The following is a 19,557-nucleotide window of genomic DNA, read 5'->3' on the forward strand; positions in this document are numbered from 1 at the left end:
AGAACGTAAGGTTCAACCTTACAAGCCCCTCTCTTTAGAGAGGGGTAGTTGACTAAAAAGGGATGTTGACTTAGAAGGGTAATAGCTGAACCGTCAATAATTACGGGGCAATCTTCTTTAGCATAGGTTAAAACCAATGATAAAAGTTCGAATCCGAAGTCATCTAAATCAAGTCCAGGTCCGATAATAATGACGTCGTTTTGTTGAATTGCTGATAAGGTTTGTTTTTGATCATGATAGTCAAGGAACATGACTTCAGGGCAACGGGCATGCAGAGCAGATAGATTAGCACGATTAGTAGCACAAGAAACTAAACCGGCTCCTGCATAAACGGCAGCTTGACTGGCCATGATAATTGCGCCACCAAAATTCAAGGAACCACCAATGGCTAGTACCCGTCCGAAGTTCCCCTTATGGCTTAGTAAGGGGCGCGGAGTAATAACCTGAGATAAGATATCAGTAGTGAGTAACAACATAAGGTCCTCCTAATAACTTTTTAGACCTATTATAACATTACCATGGTATGCGTTTGGACCAGAATTTAGGAATTTTCAGGTTACAAGTACTGACATTTATTCTGAGTGTGCTACAATGGTTTTGTATACTCAATAAGAAATGAGGAATAATTAAATGACAATTGATTGGACAAAAGAAGTCGAAAAAAGAAAAGACGATTTATTGGCTGATTTGCAAACGATGCTTAAAATCGAAAGTGTCCGTGACGAAAGTTTAGGGACGGATGAAGCACCTTTGGGTCCTGGTCCTAAGGAAGCTTTGGACAAGTTCTTAGAAATTGGTCGTCGTGATGGCTTTGAAACTCAAGAAGTAGATGGCTTAGCAGGTCACATTGCCTATGGTGAAGGTGATGAAACCTTGGCAATTTTAGGACACGTGGATGTAATGCCAGCCGGTAAGGGTTGGACCAAGAAACCTTTTGAACCAACCATTGAAGATGGTCGTCTCTATGCTCGTGGAGCCTCTGATGACAAGGGTCCAAGTATGGCTGCCTACTACGGTTTGAAAATTGTGAAGGAATTAGGCTTACCTGTTAATAAGAAGATTCGTTTTATTTTGGGGACTGACGAAGAAAGTCAATGGCGTGGAATGACGCGCTACTTTGAAAAGATGCCCCAACCTGACTTTGGTTTTTCACCAGATGCTTTCTTCCCAATTATTAACGGTGAAAAGGGAAATGTTAGCTTTGTGTTGAATTTTCCTGGTCAAAACGATGCTCAAGTACAATTGCTTTCCTTTGATGGTGGTTTACGTGAAAACATGGTACCACGTGATGCGCAAGCTGTAGTAGCCGGTTTAGACTTAGCATCAGTTAAAGAAGCTCTAGCTGCTTTTGTGGCGGACAAACCTGTGGAAGCTGAAGTTAAGGAAGTTGGAACTAATTTGGAAATTAGTTTCATCGGAAAAGCTGCCCATGCTCAAGAACCACGTAATGGTGAAAACGCTGGGACTTACTTGGCTTTATTCTTAAAGGACTTTGCCTTTGGGGCTGACGCTAAGAATTACTTAGACTTTACAGCCAACTACTTACACCAAGATTCTCGGATGGAAAACTTTGGAATTAACTTTACGGATGATGTGATGGGTGACTTAACGATGAATGCTGGTATCTTTGCTTTTGAAGCTGGTAAGGGAGGGCAAATCACCTTGAACTTCCGTTTCCCTAAAGGTATGGATGAAACAGATATCAAAGCAGGTTTAGCAAAAGTAGTGACTCCGATGGGGGTTACCCTTGACCAAGGTCGGGTTCAAGTACCACACTACGTAGACCCATCTGACCCATTAGTAGAAACTTTATTAGGGGTTTATCGTCGTCAAACTGGCCAAGAAGCTCACGGTATGGTTGTCGGTGGAGGAACATATGGACGTTTAATGAAGCGTGGGGTGGCCTTTGGGGCTATGTTCCCAGGGGTACCTGATACTATGCACCAAGCGGACGAGTTTATGCCAGTAGATGGCTTATTAAAAGCCACAGCAATTTACGCGGAAGCCATCGCAGAATTAGTTAAATAATTATCGCAAGTCGGAGTCTAGGTTCCGGCTTTTTGCTTGCAAATTTTTATTACGGGATTAAAATGGAGGTGAATTCAAAAGAAAGAAGATGGCAAGTATGGAGCGCGAAAGTCGTTTTATTCGGGATTTATTCGCCAATGCAGTTAAGCAAGAGGCAGATTTTACAATTTTTAAGGTTCCAACTAAGCGGGAAAAGATGTATCTGCGGGTCAAGACAGATTTAATTGAGCAAATTAGGGAAAGTCAGCATTTAGAAAAGATGTTAAAGACGCTTTTATCCAAGCATCGGGTTGCCAGTCAAAGTGAAGAAATTACGATTAGTCAGGGTAACTACCGTCTTTTTATGTAAACCTTGTCAAAATTCGCTCAATCCTCTAAAATTAAAGTTAAAAGTTATACGAAGAGGTGAGGTAGATGTTTTTAATTACCGGTGATTTGCGGAGTAGTTATGCGATTAAAGGTGTGGTGAATGCCACCGTCAAAAAAACTTTACAACCGGATGAAATTGATCAAGTTGCTGATTACGACAATCTTTACGAAAAAGTCAAAGAAATCTTAGGTAAACGGGCGGAAGCCCTCGGAGCTGATGGGGTCATTGATGTCAGTTTTGTACCAGAGATTGCCCGAGTGGCCGTGGGTCCTAAGTACATGATTTTGCATGGATATGGGACGGCCGTTGCTTTACTAAAAAATTCAAAGTAAGCACTGGTGGACCTTGACCTCTTAGCGGGAATATAGTATGATTATTGAGTATTTTAATACTCATGCCGCTGTGGCGGAATTGGCAGACGCGCAGCGTTCAGGTCGCTGTTGGGTTTTCCCAGTACAGGTTCGACTCCTGCCAGCGGCATTTTGACGGTCCTAATGAGGGCCGTTTTTCTTTTGAAAAATCAAGAAAACGTTTGCTAAAGAAGATGTACTATGATAAAATGCAGGTGTTATAAAGAAAATAATTGATGATAGTTGGGGTGCCTTCTGGCTGAGAAATACCCATTGAACCTGATCTGATTAACATCAGCGGAGGGAACTATGTGTAAAAAAGACAATGAGAAGTCCAGACTATCAAAGCAGTCTGGACTTTTTTAGCTCAACCATGATCAAAATTATAGGAAACGAGGTTTTGACAATGTCAAAGAAAAAGTGGGATGTTCAAAGTGTGATTTTTTTAGCAATTATTGCTATCTTTTTAGGAATTATCTATCAGGTTTGGAGTTATGCCTATTATGCCTTAGCGGCCACACCTTTAAAACCTTATGCCAATGATTTAACTCTGGGTGTGTGGACGATGGCCGGTCCTCTAGCTGGAACTTTGCTACGTAAAGTTGGAGGAGCTTTTATCGGGGAATTATTAACCGCAACAGTCGAAATGTTTCTATTTTCTAGTTGGGGAGCAGCTAACCTGATTTCTGGTCTCTATCAAGGATTAGGTTCAGAATTAGGGTTTGCTTTAACGGGATATAAAAACTTCGGTAAACTTGGACTTAGTTTATCCGTGTTGACCACCACGGTAGTGACGTTTGCCTGGTCCTTATTCCAAGATGGTTATTTAGATTATCAAGTCGGCATGCTAGTGCAGCTGTTTATTTTACGTCTGCTATCCATTGGTCTTTTTTCAGGGGTGTTAGTAGCTATGATTCAAGCAGCCGTTAAGAAAGCTGGGTTTTTACGCTAATGACAAGTTTGCAAGTAAAAAATTTGACTTTTACCTATCAAGTTGAAGGTGAGGCGGTGTTGCGCGACTTAAATTTTACCTTACCTACTCAAAAGATTAGCCTTTTGATTGGTCAGTCGGGAGCTGGTAAATCAACATTTTTAAAACTTTTAACTGGTCTTTATCCAGAATTTGGTGGCCAGATTAGCCAGGGACAGGTACTGTTAGATGGACAAGAAGTTGGAACTATGTGTGCTGCTAAAAGGGCTACTAAAATAGCTTTATTATTTCAAAATCCTCGCCAGCAAATTGTTATGACTACGTTTCGGGAACAATTGTATTTTATTTTAGCTAATTTAAATCTACCGCTGATTGAGATTAATGATAGGATCAAACAGGTTTGTCAGCAATTCAACTTAACCGCTTTTTTAGATCGGGACTTACTAACTTTATCCGGTGGTGAACTGCAAAGAGTGGCGCTTGCCAGTGTGGTAGCTATGGGGAGTGAAATTATTATTTTAGATGAACCTTTCGCCAACATTGATTTAAAGGAGCGACGGCGACTACTGGAACTTTTGCGAGATCTACAAGTCAAGCAAGGTAAAACGATTTTGATTTGTGATCATGATTTATCTGATTATCAAGCCTATGTTGACCATGTTTTTCAATTAGACCAAACACTTCATGAGGTTAATCGTACTATATTAGCTGAAGTCAAAAAGCCAGCTGTGAATTTACCACTAGCTCCTGATTTAACTGGTGATTTATCCTGGTGCAACATAGAGTTGTGGGCGGGAAAACGACAGTTGGTAATTGACAGTAGTTATCGTTTAGGTCGTGGGAAAATTGGCCTTTTATCTGGGCAAAATGGAGTGGGCAAGTCGACTTTTTTTAAGGCCTTAATCAAGCAAAATTCTTACCATGGTAAAATTATTTTTGATAAGCAGGACTTAGCGCGGACAAAAGCAAAAAAGTGGGCTAGGTTGGTCGGAATTGTCTTTCAAAATAGTTTAGATCAGTTTGTAAAATTGACGGTAGCTGAGGAATTAGCTCTCTCACTAAAAAAGAGTCACCACCCAGAGTACTGGACGCCCGCGCGCGTGCAAGCAGTAGCACAAGCCTTTGGTCTGTGGGATTTAAATGACCAAGTTTGTTACCAGCTTTCCGGTGGTCAACAAAAACGTCTGCAGATTCTAGGGATGCTGATTATGAGTCCACCAGTCTTGTTACTTGACGAGCCCTTTAGCGGTTTGGATCAGGTAAGTCTAAAGCCGGTCTTGGAGGAGTTACAGACTGTGACTGTTGATTTGCAAATCGCGACTTTAGTGATTTCACACCAATTAATGGGAATTACCCCTTATTTAGACTATCAGCTTCGTTTGGAGCATCAAAAGTTAGGATGGTGAAACGATGAAATTTAAATTGAATCCCACTATCATGTTACTTCTACTCTTAAGTCAAGGTCTTTGTCTAGCTTTTATTAAGAGCATTAGTTATAACCTTTTGGTACTGTTGTTAAGTTTAGGCTACTTAGCCTATCATAAAGCCAACTTTAAAACGATAGGGTTAGTCTTTTTAATAACCTTTCCCTTAAGTTTAGGTTCCTTTCTTTCTTTTTACTATTTTGGTCAAGGAGCGCGTGTGTACTTAGCCTGGATTTATGCTAGTCGGATTTATGCTTACTTGAGTTTGGGAATGCTGTTGACGTTGACTACTAAAATTGATGTATTACTAATAAGCTTGGAACAACACTTGCATTTACCTCAAGCTTTTGTTTATGGTGGTTTAGCTGCTATGAATATGTTGAGTCGTATCAAAAAGCAATTAGGTGTGATTAAATATTCAGCCCAAATTAGGGGAAAAAGTTATCATTATTATCAACCAGGTTTGTACTTGAGGGTTATCATTACAGCTTTAACCTGGTCCCGTGATAGTGCCCAAGCCATGCGAGCCTTAGGTTTTGTTGAAAAAGGCCCCCGTACGCAAGAAAAAGCAGATGTTTTGCCTAAATGGCAATGGGCTTTTTTAGGCGGGACGTCCCTTTTACCGCTTGTCGTGGTTATATTTCACTGGTTGTAAAGTTTAGTGTCAGGAGGTTTAGCTTCCTGACTTTTTGGTGTGTAAAAATATTAAAATCTTATCTTGGCCGCAATTGAACTTCGAAATTTTAACGCGTATAATAAGTTAATGGAGTTATTCGAGAAAGGAATAAGTAATTATGGGAAAGAGATTGAAAAGCAGTCGCTACATCACGGGCTTTGATGGGTTACGGACTTTAGCGGTGATTGGCGTGATTTTATATCATATTCTGCCACAAAGTTTGCCGGGGGGCTTTTTGGGAGTGCCGATTTTCTTCGTTGTTTCGGGTTACCTAATCACTGATTTGCTAATTCAGGAAAAAGAAGAACGAGGCTTTATCTCTATTAAAGATTTTTATCTACGTCGTTTTCGGCGTTTATACCCGGCTTTATTAACCATGGTTTTGGTATCGAGTGCTTACATAACACTTTTCCAACGCAACCTGTTGGTAAATATTCGAGGGATAATTTTAAGTAACGTTTTTTATGTTTACAACTGGTTTCAAATTAAGCACCATGAGTCCTATTTTGCGCACTTTGGTGGTGAATCTCCCTTTACGCACCTGTGGTCCTTATCAATCGAAGGACAGTTTTACTTGTTATGGCCGCTATTAGTGATCTTATTGTTAGCTTTTATTAAAAAGAAGAGCATGATTGCCCTAATAATCTTTTTAGGAGCCTTCATTTCTGCACTCGAGATGGCTCTGCTGTATCATGGTGGCGACCCCTCGCGCTTGTATTATGGTACTGATACGCGTATGTTTGCAATCCTCATTGGAGCCGCCTTAGCTTTTGTTTGGCCAAGTACTAAATTACGGCCGCAAGTTAATACAGGACACCGGCGCTTTTTAGATGGAATTGGTGCCTTTGCTTTGGCGGGGATTATTTTAAGCTTTATTTTTGCCTCCGCTCAAGCTTCGGGGATTTATCACATGGGGATGTTTTTCTTCTCCATTCTTTCTGCCTTGTTGGTGGCAATTGTGGCACATCCTGGAGGTGACTTTAACCGTCTCTTCACCAATCCGCTTTTTACTTGGATTGGAAAAAGAAGTTACGGCATTTATCTTTACCAATTTCCGGTGATGATTTTTTATGAAAGTAAAGTCAAGGTTGGTAATCATCCTATTTTAAATGCGGTTATCGAAATTGCTTTAATTTTGGTGATTTCAGAGCTTTCTTACCGCTACTTAGAACGGCCGTTGCAATTCTTTGATTACCGTCAAACATTATCGGTAATCCGGGAAGCATTCCGCAAGGATACGGTGCACATGCCTCGTAGATATGCTTTGAGTATTGCTGGTTTAGTAGTTATGGTGGCACTCATTGGTGCTTTGATGCAACCTAAGTCCAATCAAATGCAAGCTAATCCTGTGCAAGCGACGATTGCTAAGAACCAAGCGCAAACTAAGAAGAATAATCAAACGAAGGCGAAGCCTTCTAAGAAGGTTCAAGCTAATTTAGAAAAGCAACTGACTCAAAAACAAATTAATCAGGCACAAAATATGTCTTTAACAGCAGTTGGAGATTCCGTTTTAGCGGCTACGAGTCCTAGTTTACAAGATATTTTTCCGCAGATGTATGTCGATGCCCAAGTCGGGCGCCAAGTTTATATGGTACCTGATGTGTTGAAAAACTTACAGGCTCAAGGGCACTTAGCGGATACGGTCTTATTGGTAGAGGGGACGAATGGCGCTTTTAATGAGGAACAATTAGCTCAAATTATGGAGGTTTTGGGTAAACGACAGGTTTACTGGGTAAATGTTCATGTTCCGACAAAGAGTTGGCAAAACTCCGTTAATAAAGGAATTAAAGAAGCAGGTCGCAAATATCCAAACATTCATGTAATCGACTGGTATGATTATAGTAATGGGCATGAAAGTTGGTTCTATAATGATGATGTCCACCCCAATAAGGTTGGGACAGACAAATTTACTAACTTAGTGGCACAAAAAATTTTGAAATAAAGGTAGAGGCTTATCGTAAACGGTAGGCTTCTTTTTTTGAAAAGAATGCTTGAAAGTTTCAGAAATGCATACTAAAATATCTATGAAAGCGCAAACAAAAACCGTGTGAGGGGGTTGTTCCATGGAAAAAGAATATTATGTCAGTCGAGCTAAGTTATATCGTGATGAAGCACAAAGGGCAATTACCTATATCAATAACGGGGATGAACAATACAGTCATTTAATTTATCAAAACCTTTGTAAATCTTTTAGGTTAGAACTAAAAGTTCTTAAAGATGACGTGCCATTATATAGACAAATGTTAGTGGAATTCAATGAGCAGGTCGCTAATCATAATGACATTTTGACTAATCTAGTTTGGATTCGGGCGCGGGCACGCCAATTTGAGTAAAGGCCTATGTTTTCAATGTGCTAAGCCCTTTCAAACTATATATTTAAGTGATTTTATGTTATAATAGAAGTAGGATAAAAGTGATGAGGGGGTCATCTTATGACAATGGAATACAAAAACATCTTGGTACCAGTTGATGGTTCAAAAACGGCGGAAAATGCTTTGAAAACCGCAACAGAAATTGCTAAGCGTAACCAAGGCCATGTTGATTTATTGAATGTCATCGACCTAAAACAATTCTCCATGAGTTTCGGCGGAATGGTGGATGCTAACGGCGATGTTGTATATCAATCATTTGAAGATGTTAATGAATATCTAGAAAAATTACAAGCAGAAGTCAAAGCCAATGGTTTAGACGCTGTGGATATTCACGCTCGTTTCGGGACGCCAAGAACTATTGTTGCTAAAGAATTTCCTTTGGACCACCACACAGATTTAATTGTCATGGGACCGACGGGAATGAATGTGGTTGAGAGAGCTTTGATGGGGGCGGTTACGGACTATGTAACGCGCAATGCCGTCTGTGATGTAATGGTTGCACGTTGAGTTTCAAAAAGCTGTGCTTTTTTTGAGAGAAGCACAGCTTTTTTATTTTCTTTATGAAAAATGAGTAGTCATCAAGCCCGTTATTATAGGATTATTTTCTTGGTGAAAATTTAATGATGAAATCTATTTTTTCTTAATCGTTGACTAATTAAAAGCAACTTGCTAAAATTGAATAAATAGTTTTAAGATATTATTTGGAGGCAAAAATTATGAATAAATTTCTTAAGCGTATGCTCGCTAAGGAAGACGTCTCAGTTTATAAGAATAAAGACTCGCACTTGCGACAAGTTCTGACAACCAAGGACTTCTTGGCATTAGGGGTAGGGACCATCGTGAGTACAGCAATCTTTACTTTACCAGGGGTTATTGCTGCGAAGTATGCGGGCCCTGCAGTTGCTCTTTCTTTCTTAGTAGCAGCTGTGGTTGCTGGTTTGGTGGCTTTCGCTTATGCTGAAATGTCATCAGCCATGCCTTTTGCAGGTTCAGCTTATTCTTGGATGAACGTTATCTTTGGTGAATTTTTTGGTTGGGTTGTTGGCTGGGCTTTGTTGGCTGAGTACTTTATTGCCGTGGCCTTCGTGGCTTCGGGACTGTCGGCTAATTTTAGAGGTTTGATTGAGCCTTTAGGACTTACCTTGCCGGCATCATTATCAAATCCTGTGGGAACTAACGGTGGGGTTGTTGACTTATTTGCCCTAATCGTTTTGGTGTTAGTCGCTTTCTTAGTTTCACGTGGGATGTCTGAAGCGGCCCGGGTGCAAAATACTTTGGTAATTTTAAAGGTGGCGGCCATCTTGCTCTTTTTATTGGTAGGGGCAACCGCTATTAAGACACAAAACTACACCCCATTTATTCCTGAATCAAAAGTTAATCCTGATGGCACTCACTTTGGAGGTTGGCAAGGGATTTACGCCGGGGTTTCCTCAATTTTCTTATCTTACATTGGTTTTGACTCTATTGCAGCGAATGCGGCAGAAGCCAAGAACCCATCTAAGACCATGCCGCGTGGGATTTTAGGCTCTTTGGTGATTGCTGTAGTTCTTTTTGTGGCTGTTTCCTTAGTTTTAGTTGGGATGTTCCACTACACGAAGTACGCCGGGAACGCCGAACCTGTTGGTTGGGCTTTGAGACATGCTGGTCATCCTGTGGTGGCTTCCGTAGTAACTTCTATCGCCGTTTTGGGGATGTTTACAGCTATCATTGGGATGATGTTGGCAGGTTCTCGTTTACTTTACTCTTTCGGTCGGGATGGAATGTTACCAGCCTGGTTAGGTAAGTTAAATAAGAATAACTTACCTAATAATGCCTTATTGGTTTTAACCATTGTCACGATTATTTTAGGGGCCTTTTTCCCATTTGAAACCTTATCGCAATTAGTTTCTGCCGGAACTTTAATTGCCTTTATGTTCGTTTCCTTGGGAATCTATGCTTTACGAAAGCGGGAAGGTAAGGACTTACCAATGCCTGGCTTTAAGATGCCACTTTACCCCGTTTTACCAGCCCTAGCCTTTATTGGGTCCTTAGCCGTCTTTTGGGGCTTAGACATTGAAGCCAAAACTTACGCCGGTTACTGGTGCCTTTTAGGTTTGGTAATTTACTTTGTCTACGGCTTACACCACTCTGTCTTATCCAAGAAAAATAATCAAAAATAATTGCTAAGAAAAGTTCGTATCAGTCGAGGTACGAACTTTTTTTCGCCTAAGTCAGTAACAAGATTAATAGAGCTGCGGCACCTAGGGCAGGTAAGAAGGGCTGTTTTGGTTGTTTAGTTTGATAATTAGCCGTTGCTAGGAAGATTAAACAAGCCAACACCGTGATCCATAAGGTCTTGGGTAAACCGAAAAAACTCAGACAAATGATGAGGTAAAGTAAATCAGCGCTACCAAGTTGTTGTCGAAAGTAAAGGTATGAGGGGCAAAGTAAAAAAAGTCCCGCACTGAACCAGGTGATAGGTGCAGGCCAGCTCCAGTGTCGTTTGGAGTAAAGTAGCAAGAAGAGTCCACCACCAAATAAAAAAGCGCTGGTGACACTAGTGGTGGCTTGATCTTCTAAAGCTAAAACCAAAGTCCAGGTAGCAAAAAAGAGACTCATAAAAAAAGTTATGGTGGGATTACCAAACTTAAAGAAAAGAAGTAAGACATACAAACCTGCCCCTAATTCCGACAGAGGATAACGAGTACGGAGTTGGTGTCGGCAAAAATGACAGCGTCCTCTTTGCAAAAGGTAACCTGCGATGGGGATGAGTTGCCAAGGAGTTAAGGGATGCTGGCAGAAATCACAATGCGAAGGAGCCGCTAAATCCTCATCACAAGCCAAACGGTTTGCTAGGCAAAGGGCAAAAGAAGCCAAACAGGCGCCTAAAATAAAAATTAAAATATGTAGCAAAATCATCTTATCACTCCTTAAAAAGGTTTCTATATATTAAATACGCAAAAAAATTGATTTTTTACTAAATTTGATTGACTTTTTTTGCCAGGCCGTGTTATTCTATGAAAGGTGCTTTATGTGAACAGTTCTCTTACAGAATTTAGTAAGAACGTGCTGGCTGTGAGCAAGTTAGCACACCACAGCATGTGTGGGAGTTTTTTAACCTAAAAAAGAAACTCCTGGATGTGTGTACTTAAATTATTAAGGAAAAAAGGAAGGAGGAAGCTTTAGATGCCTACAATTAACCAATTAGTTCGTAAAGGTCGTAAGTCTAAATCTTCAAAATCTAACGCCCCAGCTTTAAACTTCGGGTACAACAGTTTTAAAAAAGTTCAAACTAACAACTCCGCACCACAAAAACGTGGGGTTGCTACACGTGTCGGTACTATGACACCTAAGAAGCCTAACTCAGCTTTACGTAAGTACGCTCGTGTACGTTTATCTAACTTAATCGAAGTTACAGCTTACATTCCTGGGATTGGTCACAACTTACAAGAACACTCCGTTGTTTTAATTCGTGGTGGTCGTGTAAAAGACTTACCTGGGGTTCGTTACCACATCGTGCGTGGTGCTTTAGATACTGCCGGTGTTGACGGACGTATGCAAAGTCGTTCTAAGTACGGTGCTAAGAAGCCTAAGAAATAAGCTTAACTTAGCTAATTAATCGAAAAAATTAAACTACTTAAAAAGTAACTATCATTTGAGGAGGTCATTTTAGATGCCAAGAAAAGGTGCCGCACCAAAGCGTGAAGTACTCCCAGATCCAATTTACAACTCAAAATTGGTTACTCGCTTAATCAACCGTTTGATGTTAGATGGTAAGCGTGGGACTGCGTCAAAGATTTTATACGATGCATTTAACATTATTAAGGAAACTACAGGTAACGATCCATTGGAAGTCTTTGACGAAGCAATGAACAACATTATGCCTGTATTGGAAGTTAAGGCTCGCCGTGTTGGTGGTTCTAACTACCAAGTTCCTATTGAAGTTCGTCCAGACCGTCGTACAACTTTAGGTTTACGTTGGTTAGTTCAATACTCACGTTTACGTGGGGAACACACAATGTCAGAACGTTTGGCAAAAGAAATCATGGACGCAGCTAACAACACAGGTGCTTCTGTGAAGAAGCGTGAAGACACACACAAGATGGCTGACGCCAACCGTGCCTTCGCACACTACCGCTGGTAATATTTCGGATGGCTATTATACGATTATGACAATCTATAGTAGCCATTTTTTTGAAAAAACAGCAATTTCGTTTTATAATAAAGACAAGGCTTTGGCCTAATGTCATACAATTTTGGAAGGAGAAATTCTCAATGGCTAACACACGTGAATTCCCATTGGAACGCACTCGTAACATCGGTATTGTTGCCCACATTGATGCTGGTAAGACAACAACTACTGAACGTATTTTGTACTACACTGGTAAAATCCACAAGATTGGTGAAACACACGATGGTGCTTCACAAATGGACTGGATGGAACAAGAACAAGAACGTGGTATCACAATTACTTCTGCCGCTACTACAGCGCAATGGAAGGAAAACCGGATTAACATCATCGATACTCCAGGACACGTTGACTTTACTATCGAAGTTGAACGTTCTCTTCGGGTTTTAGATGGTGCCGTAGTTGTTTTGGATGCACAATCAGGGGTTGAACCACAAACAGAAAATGTTTGGCGTCAAGCTACAACTTACGATGTTCCACGGATTGTTTTCGTTAACAAGATGGATAAAATCGGGGCCAACTTTGATTACTCTGTAGACACTATTAAGGATCGTTTGCAAGCTAATGCCGTTGCTATGCAAATGCCTATTGGTGCGGAAGATAACTTCCAAGGTGTTATCGACTTGATTGAAATGAAGGCCGATTTATACGATGAAGATGAATTGGGTGCAGAATGGGATGTTGTTGACATTCCTGCTGAATACCTTGAAGAAGCTGAAAGCCGTCGTGAAGCTTTAATTGAAGCCGTAGCTGACGTTGATGAAGCTTTAATGGAAAAATACCTTGAAGGTGAAGAAATTACCAAGGAAGAATTAAAAGCTGCTATCCGTCGTGCAACTTTAAACCTTGATATGTACCCAGTCTTTGCTGGTTCTGCCTTCAAGAACAAGGGTGTTCAAATGATGCTTGATGGGGTTAACGACTACTTACCATCACCATTGGACGTTAAGCCATACAATGCTAAGAACCCTGAAACTGATGAAGAAGTTGAATTAATTGCTGACGATGACAAGCCATTTGCTGGTTTGGCCTTCAAGATTGCTACGGACCCATTCGTTGGTCGTTTAACATTCTTCCGGGTTTACACTGGTACTTTAGAAGCTGGTTCATACGTCTTGAACGCTACTAAGGGCAAGCGTGAACGTGTTGGTCGTTTATTGCAAATGCACTCTAACCACCGTAACGAAATCCCTGAAGTATTCTCTGGTGATATCGCTGCTGCTATTGGTTTAAAGGACACAACAACAGGGGACTCATTAACTGATCCTAAGAACCCATTATTACTCGAATCAATGGAATTCCCAGAACCAGTTATCCAAGTTTCTGTTGAACCTAAGTCAAAAGCTGACCAAGACAAGATGGACGTAGCTTTACAAAAGCTTGCTGAAGAAGATCCATCATTCCGTGCAGAAACTAACCCTGAAACTGGTGAAACTCTTATCGCCGGGATGGGTGAATTACACTTGGACATCATTGTTGACCGTATGAAGCGTGAATTCAAGGTTGAAGCTACTGTTGGTGCACCACAAGTTGCCTACCGTGAAACATTTACTAAGCAAGTTCAAGCTCAAGGTAAATTCGTACGTCAATCTGGTGGTAAAGGTCAATATGGTGACGTTTGGGTTGAATTTACACCAAATGAAGAAGGTAAAGGTTTCGAATTCGAAAACGCCATCGTCGGTGGGGTTGTGCCTCGTGAATACATTCCTTCAGTTGAACAAGGTTTACAAGAAGCAATGCAAAACGGGGTCTTAGCAGGTTACCCACTTATTGATGTGAAGGCTAAGTTATACGATGGTTCATACCACGATGTCGATTCATCTGAAGCTGCCTTCAAGGTTGCTGCTTCCTTAGCATTACGTAACGCTGCTCCTAAGGGTGGTGCCGTAATCCTTGAACCTATTATGAAGGTTGAAATCGTTGCCCCAGAAGACAACTTGGGTGATGTTATGGGTCACGTGACTGCTCGTCGTGGACGGATTGAAGGTATGGAAGCTCGTGGTAACACGCAAGTTGTTAATGCCTTCGTACCATTGTCAGAAATGTTCGGTTACGCAACTACTTTACGTTCTGCAACGCAAGGTCGTGGTACGTTCACAATGACTATGGACCACTACGAACCAGTTCCAAAGAGCATTCAAGAAGAAATCATCAAGAAGAACGGTGGCAACGCCGGCTAAGATTAATTTCTTGCCTAGAAACTCAGAGAGTAATCTCTGGGTTTTTTTGTGCCAAAATAAAATAAAAGGATACTCAAAATGTGCTTTTTTTGCTAAAATAAAAACAATATAAATTTGTAGAAAAGAGGACTTGTTTTGAGAAGAAAGGTTAGAATTAGCGATGTGGCTCAAAAAGCTGGAGTTTCAGTAACCACTGTTTCCCAAATTTTAAACAACAAAGGTGCTCGTTTCAGTCAAAGGACCATTGATAAGGTCTTGGCAATCCGTGATGAGATGGGGTATGTGCCAGATTACAATGCCCGCAGTCTCATTATGGGCTCAACCAAGACAATCGGAGTTATCGTACCTGATCTGTCTAATCCTTTCTTTACTTCGTTTTTAAAGGGGATTGGCCAAGCTGCTGAAGAAGAACAGTTCATTCCTTTAATTTTGGGGAGCGAAGACAATCAGAAATTAGAAAGGAACTATATCGAGCAATTAGTCCAACGTTCTGTAGATGGCATGATTATTGCTTCACCATTGGTTGAAAGAGATATTATTGATCACCTTCTCAAGTCTAACGGGATTCCTTATATCTTGATTGATCAAAATCCGGTAGCAGAAGGAGACCGTCTCTACACTGATGATGCAGATGGAGCTAGACAAGCAGTCCAACACCTTTTAGATTTAGGTCATCAAAAAATTGCCTTAATTTATAGCGATAAACCCACGATTAATGTAGCTTATCGTTTACGAGGGTATAAAGAAGCTCTAGAGAAATCAGGTATAGGTTTTGATCCTAAGCTAGTTTTAACGACCCCGATGACTAAAGAAGGTGGTTATCAAGTTGCTCAAAGTTTGATTGATAGTGAAGCTACTGCAGTTGTGACTATCAATGATGAAGTTGCGATTGGGCTTTACCATGGTCTCCAAGAAAAAGGTAAGTCTATTCCAGAGGATTACTCCATTGTTGGTTATGACGATATTGACTTAGCGGCTTATCTTAATCCTACCTTGACCACTGTGGCTCAACCGGTGATGCACCTTGGGAATTTAGCCTTACGCCGCTTAGTTGCGCGCATCAAAGACCATAATTTGGCTGATGAAAAGGTTAAGTTACCGGTGAAGTTAGTTATTCGTCATTCTACAAAGCAATTAGGACGATGATTACACTCGGATTAACCACCTGGAGTGAGCATCAAAGTTTGTTGGGGCAAGTCAAGCCCCTAGAGTTATCTCAATATGCCGCTTTCTTTCCTGTTGTGGAGGTAGATACCTTCTTTTATGCTTTACCGGCTAAAGAGACTATCCAAGCGTGGCAAGCTCAAGTGCCTACGAGTTTTCAATTTATTACCAAAGTGCCCAAAATCATTACCGGTCACCAAAGAGAGGTTTCGAGTCAAGCCATTAAGAAAAGTATTGTGGCTTATCAAGAAGTGTTGGCGCCATTAAAAGCGACTAAGCAAGTCAAGGCGGTACTTTTACAATTTCCGCCATACTTTCATCCGCAAGCTAAAAGTTGGCATTATCTGCGCTATTTACGGCAAGCCTTGGGTGATTTACCTCTAGCCTTGGAGTTACGTCATCAGTCTTGGTATCATGGTGAAATGGCTACTAGGCTGGTTGACTTTTGTCGGCAACAGGGCTTTATCTTGGTTTCAGCTCAAGAATCTCAAACTAGTGGAAATTCGGTACCTTTTAATTTGGAGGTTACAAGCTCTGATTTAGCCATTTTACGACTTCATGGTTTAAATAAAGCAGGGTGGCAAAATCAAGGTCCTGATTGGCGCAACCAACGGACATTGTATCGTTATTCACCGGCAGAAATTAAGTCTTTGGCCCAGCAAGTTCAAAATTTAACTTCCAAGGTCCGTGAGGTATGTGTCATTTTTAACAATAATTCAGGTGGAGATGCGGCAGACAATGCTTTGATGTTGCAAAAAGAATTAGGTGTGGAATTTGCGAATTTGGCGCCCATGCCACCGCGCCAATTAGATTTGTTTTGAGGTGAAAAGATGGATGTAGAATTTATGAAAATGATTAATGGTGAATGGTATCAGGGTAACCAAACCATGAGTCAGATGTTACGTCGGGCAAAAAGTTTGTGCTTTAAGTACAATCAAACTGATCCCGCTGACCGTCAACGGTCTAAGGAAATTTTAGCTGAGCTATTAGGGACTGAGATAGGACGGGTGCATATTGAACAACCTTTCGCTTGTGATTATGGGATTAATATTACCTTGGGAGAGGGTGTTTACATTAATACTGATTGTTATCTGATGGATTGTGCCCCGATTAAGCTAGGAGACAATGTCTTCATGGGACCTAAGTGTGGCTTGTATACGGCTATTCATCCGCTCAAATATGCGGAACGCAATACGGGTAAAGAGGCAGCCGCAGCGATTACCATTGAAGATAATTGTTGGTTAGGTGGCAGTGTAACAGTTTTGCCAGGAGTAACGATTGGCGCTGGCTCCGTGATTGGGGCGGGAAGTGTTGTCACTAAGGATATTCCCGCTAATAGTGTAGCGGTGGGGAATCCCGCCCGTGTGATTCGAACTATTACACAATAAAAGAACAATAGAAACCAAAAGCCCCGTGGCTAACTAGTCTTGCTAGTTAAGCCACGAGGCTTATTTGATGTTATTTTAGTCTAAAGCTTCCCATTTCCAGTTTTCAACTTCTGGTAAGTCAACCCCTTCATCACGGATGAATTGGTGGTGCTTAGCCACAGTTGCGTCCATTTCAGCAGCAATTTGGCCGTACTTTTCAGCATCTGGCAAGCTTAGGACAGCAGACTTAACCAAGTCGAAGCGGTCCATTTGGTTTACGACCCGCATATCGAATGGTGTGGTGATATCCCCGTTTTCACGGTAGCCGTGGAAGGCTACGTTGTGGTTGTGACGGTCAAAGAAGATGTCACGTAACATAGATTCGTAACCATGGAAGGCGAAGACTACTGGCTTGTCTTTGGTGAAGTACATGTCGAATTCTGCATCTGAAAGGCCACGAGGGTCGCTCTTCTTAAGTTTCATGATGTCTACTACGTTAATGAAGCGAATCTTTAATTCAGGTAACTTCTTGTGTAAGATTGAGATAGCAGCTAAGGCTTCCAAGTTAGGTTCGGTCCCAGCAGCAGCAAAGACGATGTCTGGTTCAGCGTTCTTGTCAGTTGAAGCCCAGTCAATAATCTTCAAACCTTTGTCAACTAATTCTTTAGCTTCGGCAGCAGAGTAGAATTGTTGACGAGGGTGCTTGGATGAAACTACCAAGTTAATCTTTTCACGGTCGTTCAAAATCTTGTCGAAGACAGCTAATAAGGAGTTAGCATCAGCTGGTAAGTATTCCCGGATGAATTCAGGTTTCTTGTCAGCTAAGTGACCTAACACACCAGGATCTTGGTGTGTGTAACCGTTGTGGTCTTGTTGGAACACAGTTGAGGTAGCAATTACGTTTAATGATGGTACGTATGAGCGCCATGGTTGTTCCTTGGCCTTGCGTAACCACTTGAAGTGTTGAGTTAACATGGAGTCAACAACACGTAAGAAAGCTTCATAACTTGCGAAGAAACCATGACGACCAGTTAAGACGTAACCTTCTAAGAAACCTTCGGCTTGGTGTTCGGATAATTGTGAATCAATAATCCGACCATCGTGGCTTAAGAATTCATCGTTGGGTTCCTTGATGTTTGGTAACCATTGACGCTTAGTAGCTTCGAAAATTGGAGCTAAGCGGTTAGACATAGTTTCGTCAGGTCCGAAGATACGGAAGTTCTTGTTCTTGTCGTTAAGACGAATAACTTCTTCTACATATTTACCTAAAACAGTCATATCTTGGGCAACTTCTTGACCAGGAGTAGTAGTGTCAACCGCGTAATCACGGAAGTCAGGCTTGATTAAATCGCGAATCAATGAACCTGGGTTTGTGTGAGGGTTAGCGGCCATCCGCTTGTCCCCCTTAGGTGCGATTTCTGCAATTTCTTCAACTAAACGGCCGTTTTCATCAAAGAGTTCTTCGGGACGGTAGCTCTTGAGCCATTCTACTAAAGCATCGATGTGTTCCATGTGGTTTTGATCCACAGGAATTGGCACTTGGTGAGCGCGGAAAGAGCCTTCGATTGGGGCGTTGTCCCATTCTTTAGGACCTGTCCAACCCTTAGGAGTGCGGAAAATAATCATTGGCCAGTGTGGCATAGTAGCATCGTTGTTTTCACGCGCGTTCTTTTGGATTGCCTTGATTTCTTCAATTGCTTCGTCTAAGACCTTAGCCATCACTGGGTGAAGTTTTTCAGGGTCTTCGCCTTCAACAAAGTATGGCTTCCAACCCATCCCTTCGAAGTACTTTTGTAAGTCTTCGTTGGTTTCACGAGACAAAATAGTAGGGTTAGAGATCTTAAACCCGTTCAAGTCTAAGATTGGTAAGACAGCACCATCGTTGATTGGGTTGATGAATTTGTTTGATTGCCATGAAGCAGCTAAAGGACCTGTTTCAGCTTCCCCATCACCAACTACAGCGGCAACGATTAAGTCTGGGTTATCTAAGACAGCCCCTACAGAGTGAGAAATAGAATAACCTAATTCCCCACCTTCGTGGATGGAACCAGGTGTTTCAGGTGCAGCGTGAGAAGCGACCCCACCAGGGAAGGAGAAACGCTTGAAGAGTTTTTTCATTCCTTCTTCATCTTGTGAAATTTCAGGGTAGATTTCTGAGTAACTACCATCAAGGTAGGAGTTAGAAACCATCACTTGACCACCGTGACCAGGACCTTCAACGTAGAACATGTTTAAGTCGTACTTGTTAATCACCCGGTTCAAGTGAGCGTAAATGAAGTTTTGCCCGGAGATTGTTCCCCAGTGCCCGATTGGTTTAACTTTTACGTCACTAGCTTCGATTGGACGGCGAAGTAATGGGTTATCTTTTAAGTATAGTTGACCAACGGAAACGTAGTTGGCTGCGCGCCAAAAGGCGTCGACTTTATCTAAGTATGCTTGTGATGAGTAATCAGTTGACATAAATTTGTATCCTCCTGTAAACGGTTTAAATATTTTCTACACTCTTATCATAACCAATCCTAAAATA

The 19,557-nt window shown here is 41.4% G+C and carries 19 protein-coding genes, 1 tRNA gene and 1 riboswitch; of the genes, 17 read left to right on the plus strand and 3 right to left on the minus strand.

The features are described from left to right. A partial coding sequence (locus FC36_RS03510) for an ADP-dependent NAD(P)H-hydrate dehydratase (protein WP_162257646.1) occupies positions 1-476 on the minus strand: 476 nt, incomplete at its 3' end. Positions 477-630: 154 nt separating this feature from the next. On the opposite strand from FC36_RS03510, the gene pepV reads away from it, so the two are divergent. From pepV to FC36_RS03565, 11 genes are all read left to right on the plus strand, one after another. Beyond that, positions 631-2,028: a dipeptidase PepV gene (gene pepV / locus FC36_RS03515; RefSeq protein WP_023860258.1), complete on the plus strand. Its 1,398-nt coding sequence runs from the start codon at positions 631-633 to the stop codon at positions 2,026-2,028. Positions 2,029-2,116: 88 nt separating this feature from the next. Further along, positions 2,117-2,377 carry a hypothetical protein gene (locus FC36_RS03520; protein ID WP_025020785.1) on the plus strand — a complete coding sequence of 87 codons (261 nt, stop codon included), beginning with the start codon at positions 2,117-2,119 and terminating at the stop codon, positions 2,375-2,377. 65 nt (positions 2,378-2,442) lie between these two features. Continuing rightward, the gene (locus tag FC36_RS03525) at positions 2,443-2,730 is read left to right on the plus strand and encodes a hypothetical protein (protein WP_023860260.1); all 288 of its coding nucleotides are present in this window, start codon (positions 2,443-2,445) and stop codon (positions 2,728-2,730) included. Positions 2,731-2,794: 64 nt separating this feature from the next. After that, a tRNA-Leu gene (locus FC36_RS03530) sits at positions 2,795-2,878 on the plus strand. Positions 2,879-2,982: 104 nt separating this feature from the next. Further along, positions 2,983-3,071: riboswitch (TPP riboswitch) on the plus strand. 83 nt (positions 3,072-3,154) lie between these two features. After that, on the plus strand, positions 3,155-3,700 hold the full coding sequence (locus FC36_RS03535) for an ECF transporter S component (protein WP_025020786.1): 546 nt from the start codon (positions 3,155-3,157) through the stop codon (positions 3,698-3,700). Then, positions 3,700-5,085, plus strand: coding sequence for an ABC transporter ATP-binding protein (locus FC36_RS03540; RefSeq protein WP_023860262.1), 1,386 nt, complete (start codon positions 3,700-3,702; stop codon positions 5,083-5,085). The genes FC36_RS03535 and FC36_RS03540 overlap by 1 nt, the downstream gene beginning before the upstream one ends. Before the next feature lie 4 nt (positions 5,086-5,089). Then, entirely contained in the window at positions 5,090-5,758 is a 669-nt protein-coding gene (locus FC36_RS03545) for a CbiQ family ECF transporter T component (protein ID WP_025020787.1), read from the plus strand. Between the two features lie 139 nt (positions 5,759-5,897). Continuing rightward, positions 5,898-7,721 (plus strand): acyltransferase family protein, encoded by a 1,824-nt coding sequence (locus tag FC36_RS03550; RefSeq protein ID WP_056986714.1) that lies wholly within the window; start codon positions 5,898-5,900, stop codon positions 7,719-7,721. Between the two features lie 121 nt (positions 7,722-7,842). Further along, positions 7,843-8,112 (plus strand): hypothetical protein, encoded by a 270-nt coding sequence (locus FC36_RS03555; protein WP_025020788.1) that lies wholly within the window; start codon positions 7,843-7,845, stop codon positions 8,110-8,112. Positions 8,113-8,211: 99 nt separating this feature from the next. Beyond that, positions 8,212-8,658, plus strand: coding sequence for a universal stress protein (locus FC36_RS03560; protein ID WP_025020789.1), 447 nt, complete (start codon positions 8,212-8,214; stop codon positions 8,656-8,658). A 209-nt stretch (positions 8,659-8,867) separates the two neighbouring features. After that, a complete protein-coding gene (locus FC36_RS03565; RefSeq protein ID WP_023859679.1) occupies positions 8,868-10,310 on the plus strand; it encodes an APC family permease in 1,443 nt (480 codons plus the stop codon). A gap of 46 nt (positions 10,311-10,356) precedes the next feature. Here FC36_RS03565 and FC36_RS03570 read toward each other — a convergent pair whose 3' ends face one another. Next, positions 10,357-11,049: a prepilin peptidase gene (locus FC36_RS03570; protein ID WP_056986715.1), complete on the minus strand. Its 693-nt coding sequence runs from the start codon at positions 11,047-11,049 to the stop codon at positions 10,357-10,359. A gap of 267 nt (positions 11,050-11,316) precedes the next feature. Here FC36_RS03570 and rpsL point away from each other — a divergent pair, with 267 nt between their 5' ends. From rpsL to FC36_RS03600, 6 genes are all read left to right on the plus strand, one after another. Beyond that, the gene (gene rpsL, locus FC36_RS03575) at positions 11,317-11,730 is read left to right on the plus strand and encodes a 30S ribosomal protein S12 (protein WP_023859680.1); all 414 of its coding nucleotides are present in this window, start codon (positions 11,317-11,319) and stop codon (positions 11,728-11,730) included. A gap of 73 nt (positions 11,731-11,803) precedes the next feature. After that, positions 11,804-12,274, plus strand: a complete 471-nt coding sequence (rpsG, locus tag FC36_RS03580; protein ID WP_023859681.1) for a 30S ribosomal protein S7 — start codon at positions 11,804-11,806, stop codon at positions 12,272-12,274. A gap of 131 nt (positions 12,275-12,405) precedes the next feature. Beyond that, positions 12,406-14,499 carry an elongation factor G gene (gene fusA, locus FC36_RS03585; protein WP_023859682.1) on the plus strand — a complete coding sequence of 698 codons (2,094 nt, stop codon included), beginning with the start codon at positions 12,406-12,408 and terminating at the stop codon, positions 14,497-14,499. 135 nt (positions 14,500-14,634) lie between these two features. Continuing rightward, on the plus strand, positions 14,635-15,645 hold the full coding sequence (gene rbsR / locus FC36_RS03590) for a ribose utilization transcriptional repressor RbsR (protein WP_025020791.1): 1,011 nt from the start codon (positions 14,635-14,637) through the stop codon (positions 15,643-15,645). Next, positions 15,642-16,484 (plus strand): DUF72 domain-containing protein, encoded by an 843-nt coding sequence (locus FC36_RS03595; RefSeq protein ID WP_023859684.1) that lies wholly within the window; start codon positions 15,642-15,644, stop codon positions 16,482-16,484. The genes rbsR and FC36_RS03595 overlap by 4 nt, the downstream gene beginning before the upstream one ends. A 9-nt stretch (positions 16,485-16,493) precedes the next feature. Beyond that, positions 16,494-17,051: a sugar O-acetyltransferase gene (locus tag FC36_RS03600; protein ID WP_023859685.1), complete on the plus strand. Its 558-nt coding sequence runs from the start codon at positions 16,494-16,496 to the stop codon at positions 17,049-17,051. A 75-nt stretch (positions 17,052-17,126) separates the two neighbouring features. Here the strand turns inward: FC36_RS03600 and FC36_RS03605 are convergent, their stop codons facing one another. Next, complete coding sequence (locus FC36_RS03605) at positions 17,127-19,490, minus strand: phosphoketolase family protein (RefSeq protein WP_023859686.1); 2,364 nt, start codon at positions 19,488-19,490, stop codon at positions 17,127-17,129. Positions 19,491-19,557: the final 67 nt, after the last annotated feature.

It is taken from the genome of Ligilactobacillus equi DSM 15833 = JCM 10991 (assembly GCF_001435735.1).
GTDB classification, from domain to species: domain Bacteria; phylum Bacillota; class Bacilli; order Lactobacillales; family Lactobacillaceae; genus Ligilactobacillus; species Ligilactobacillus equi.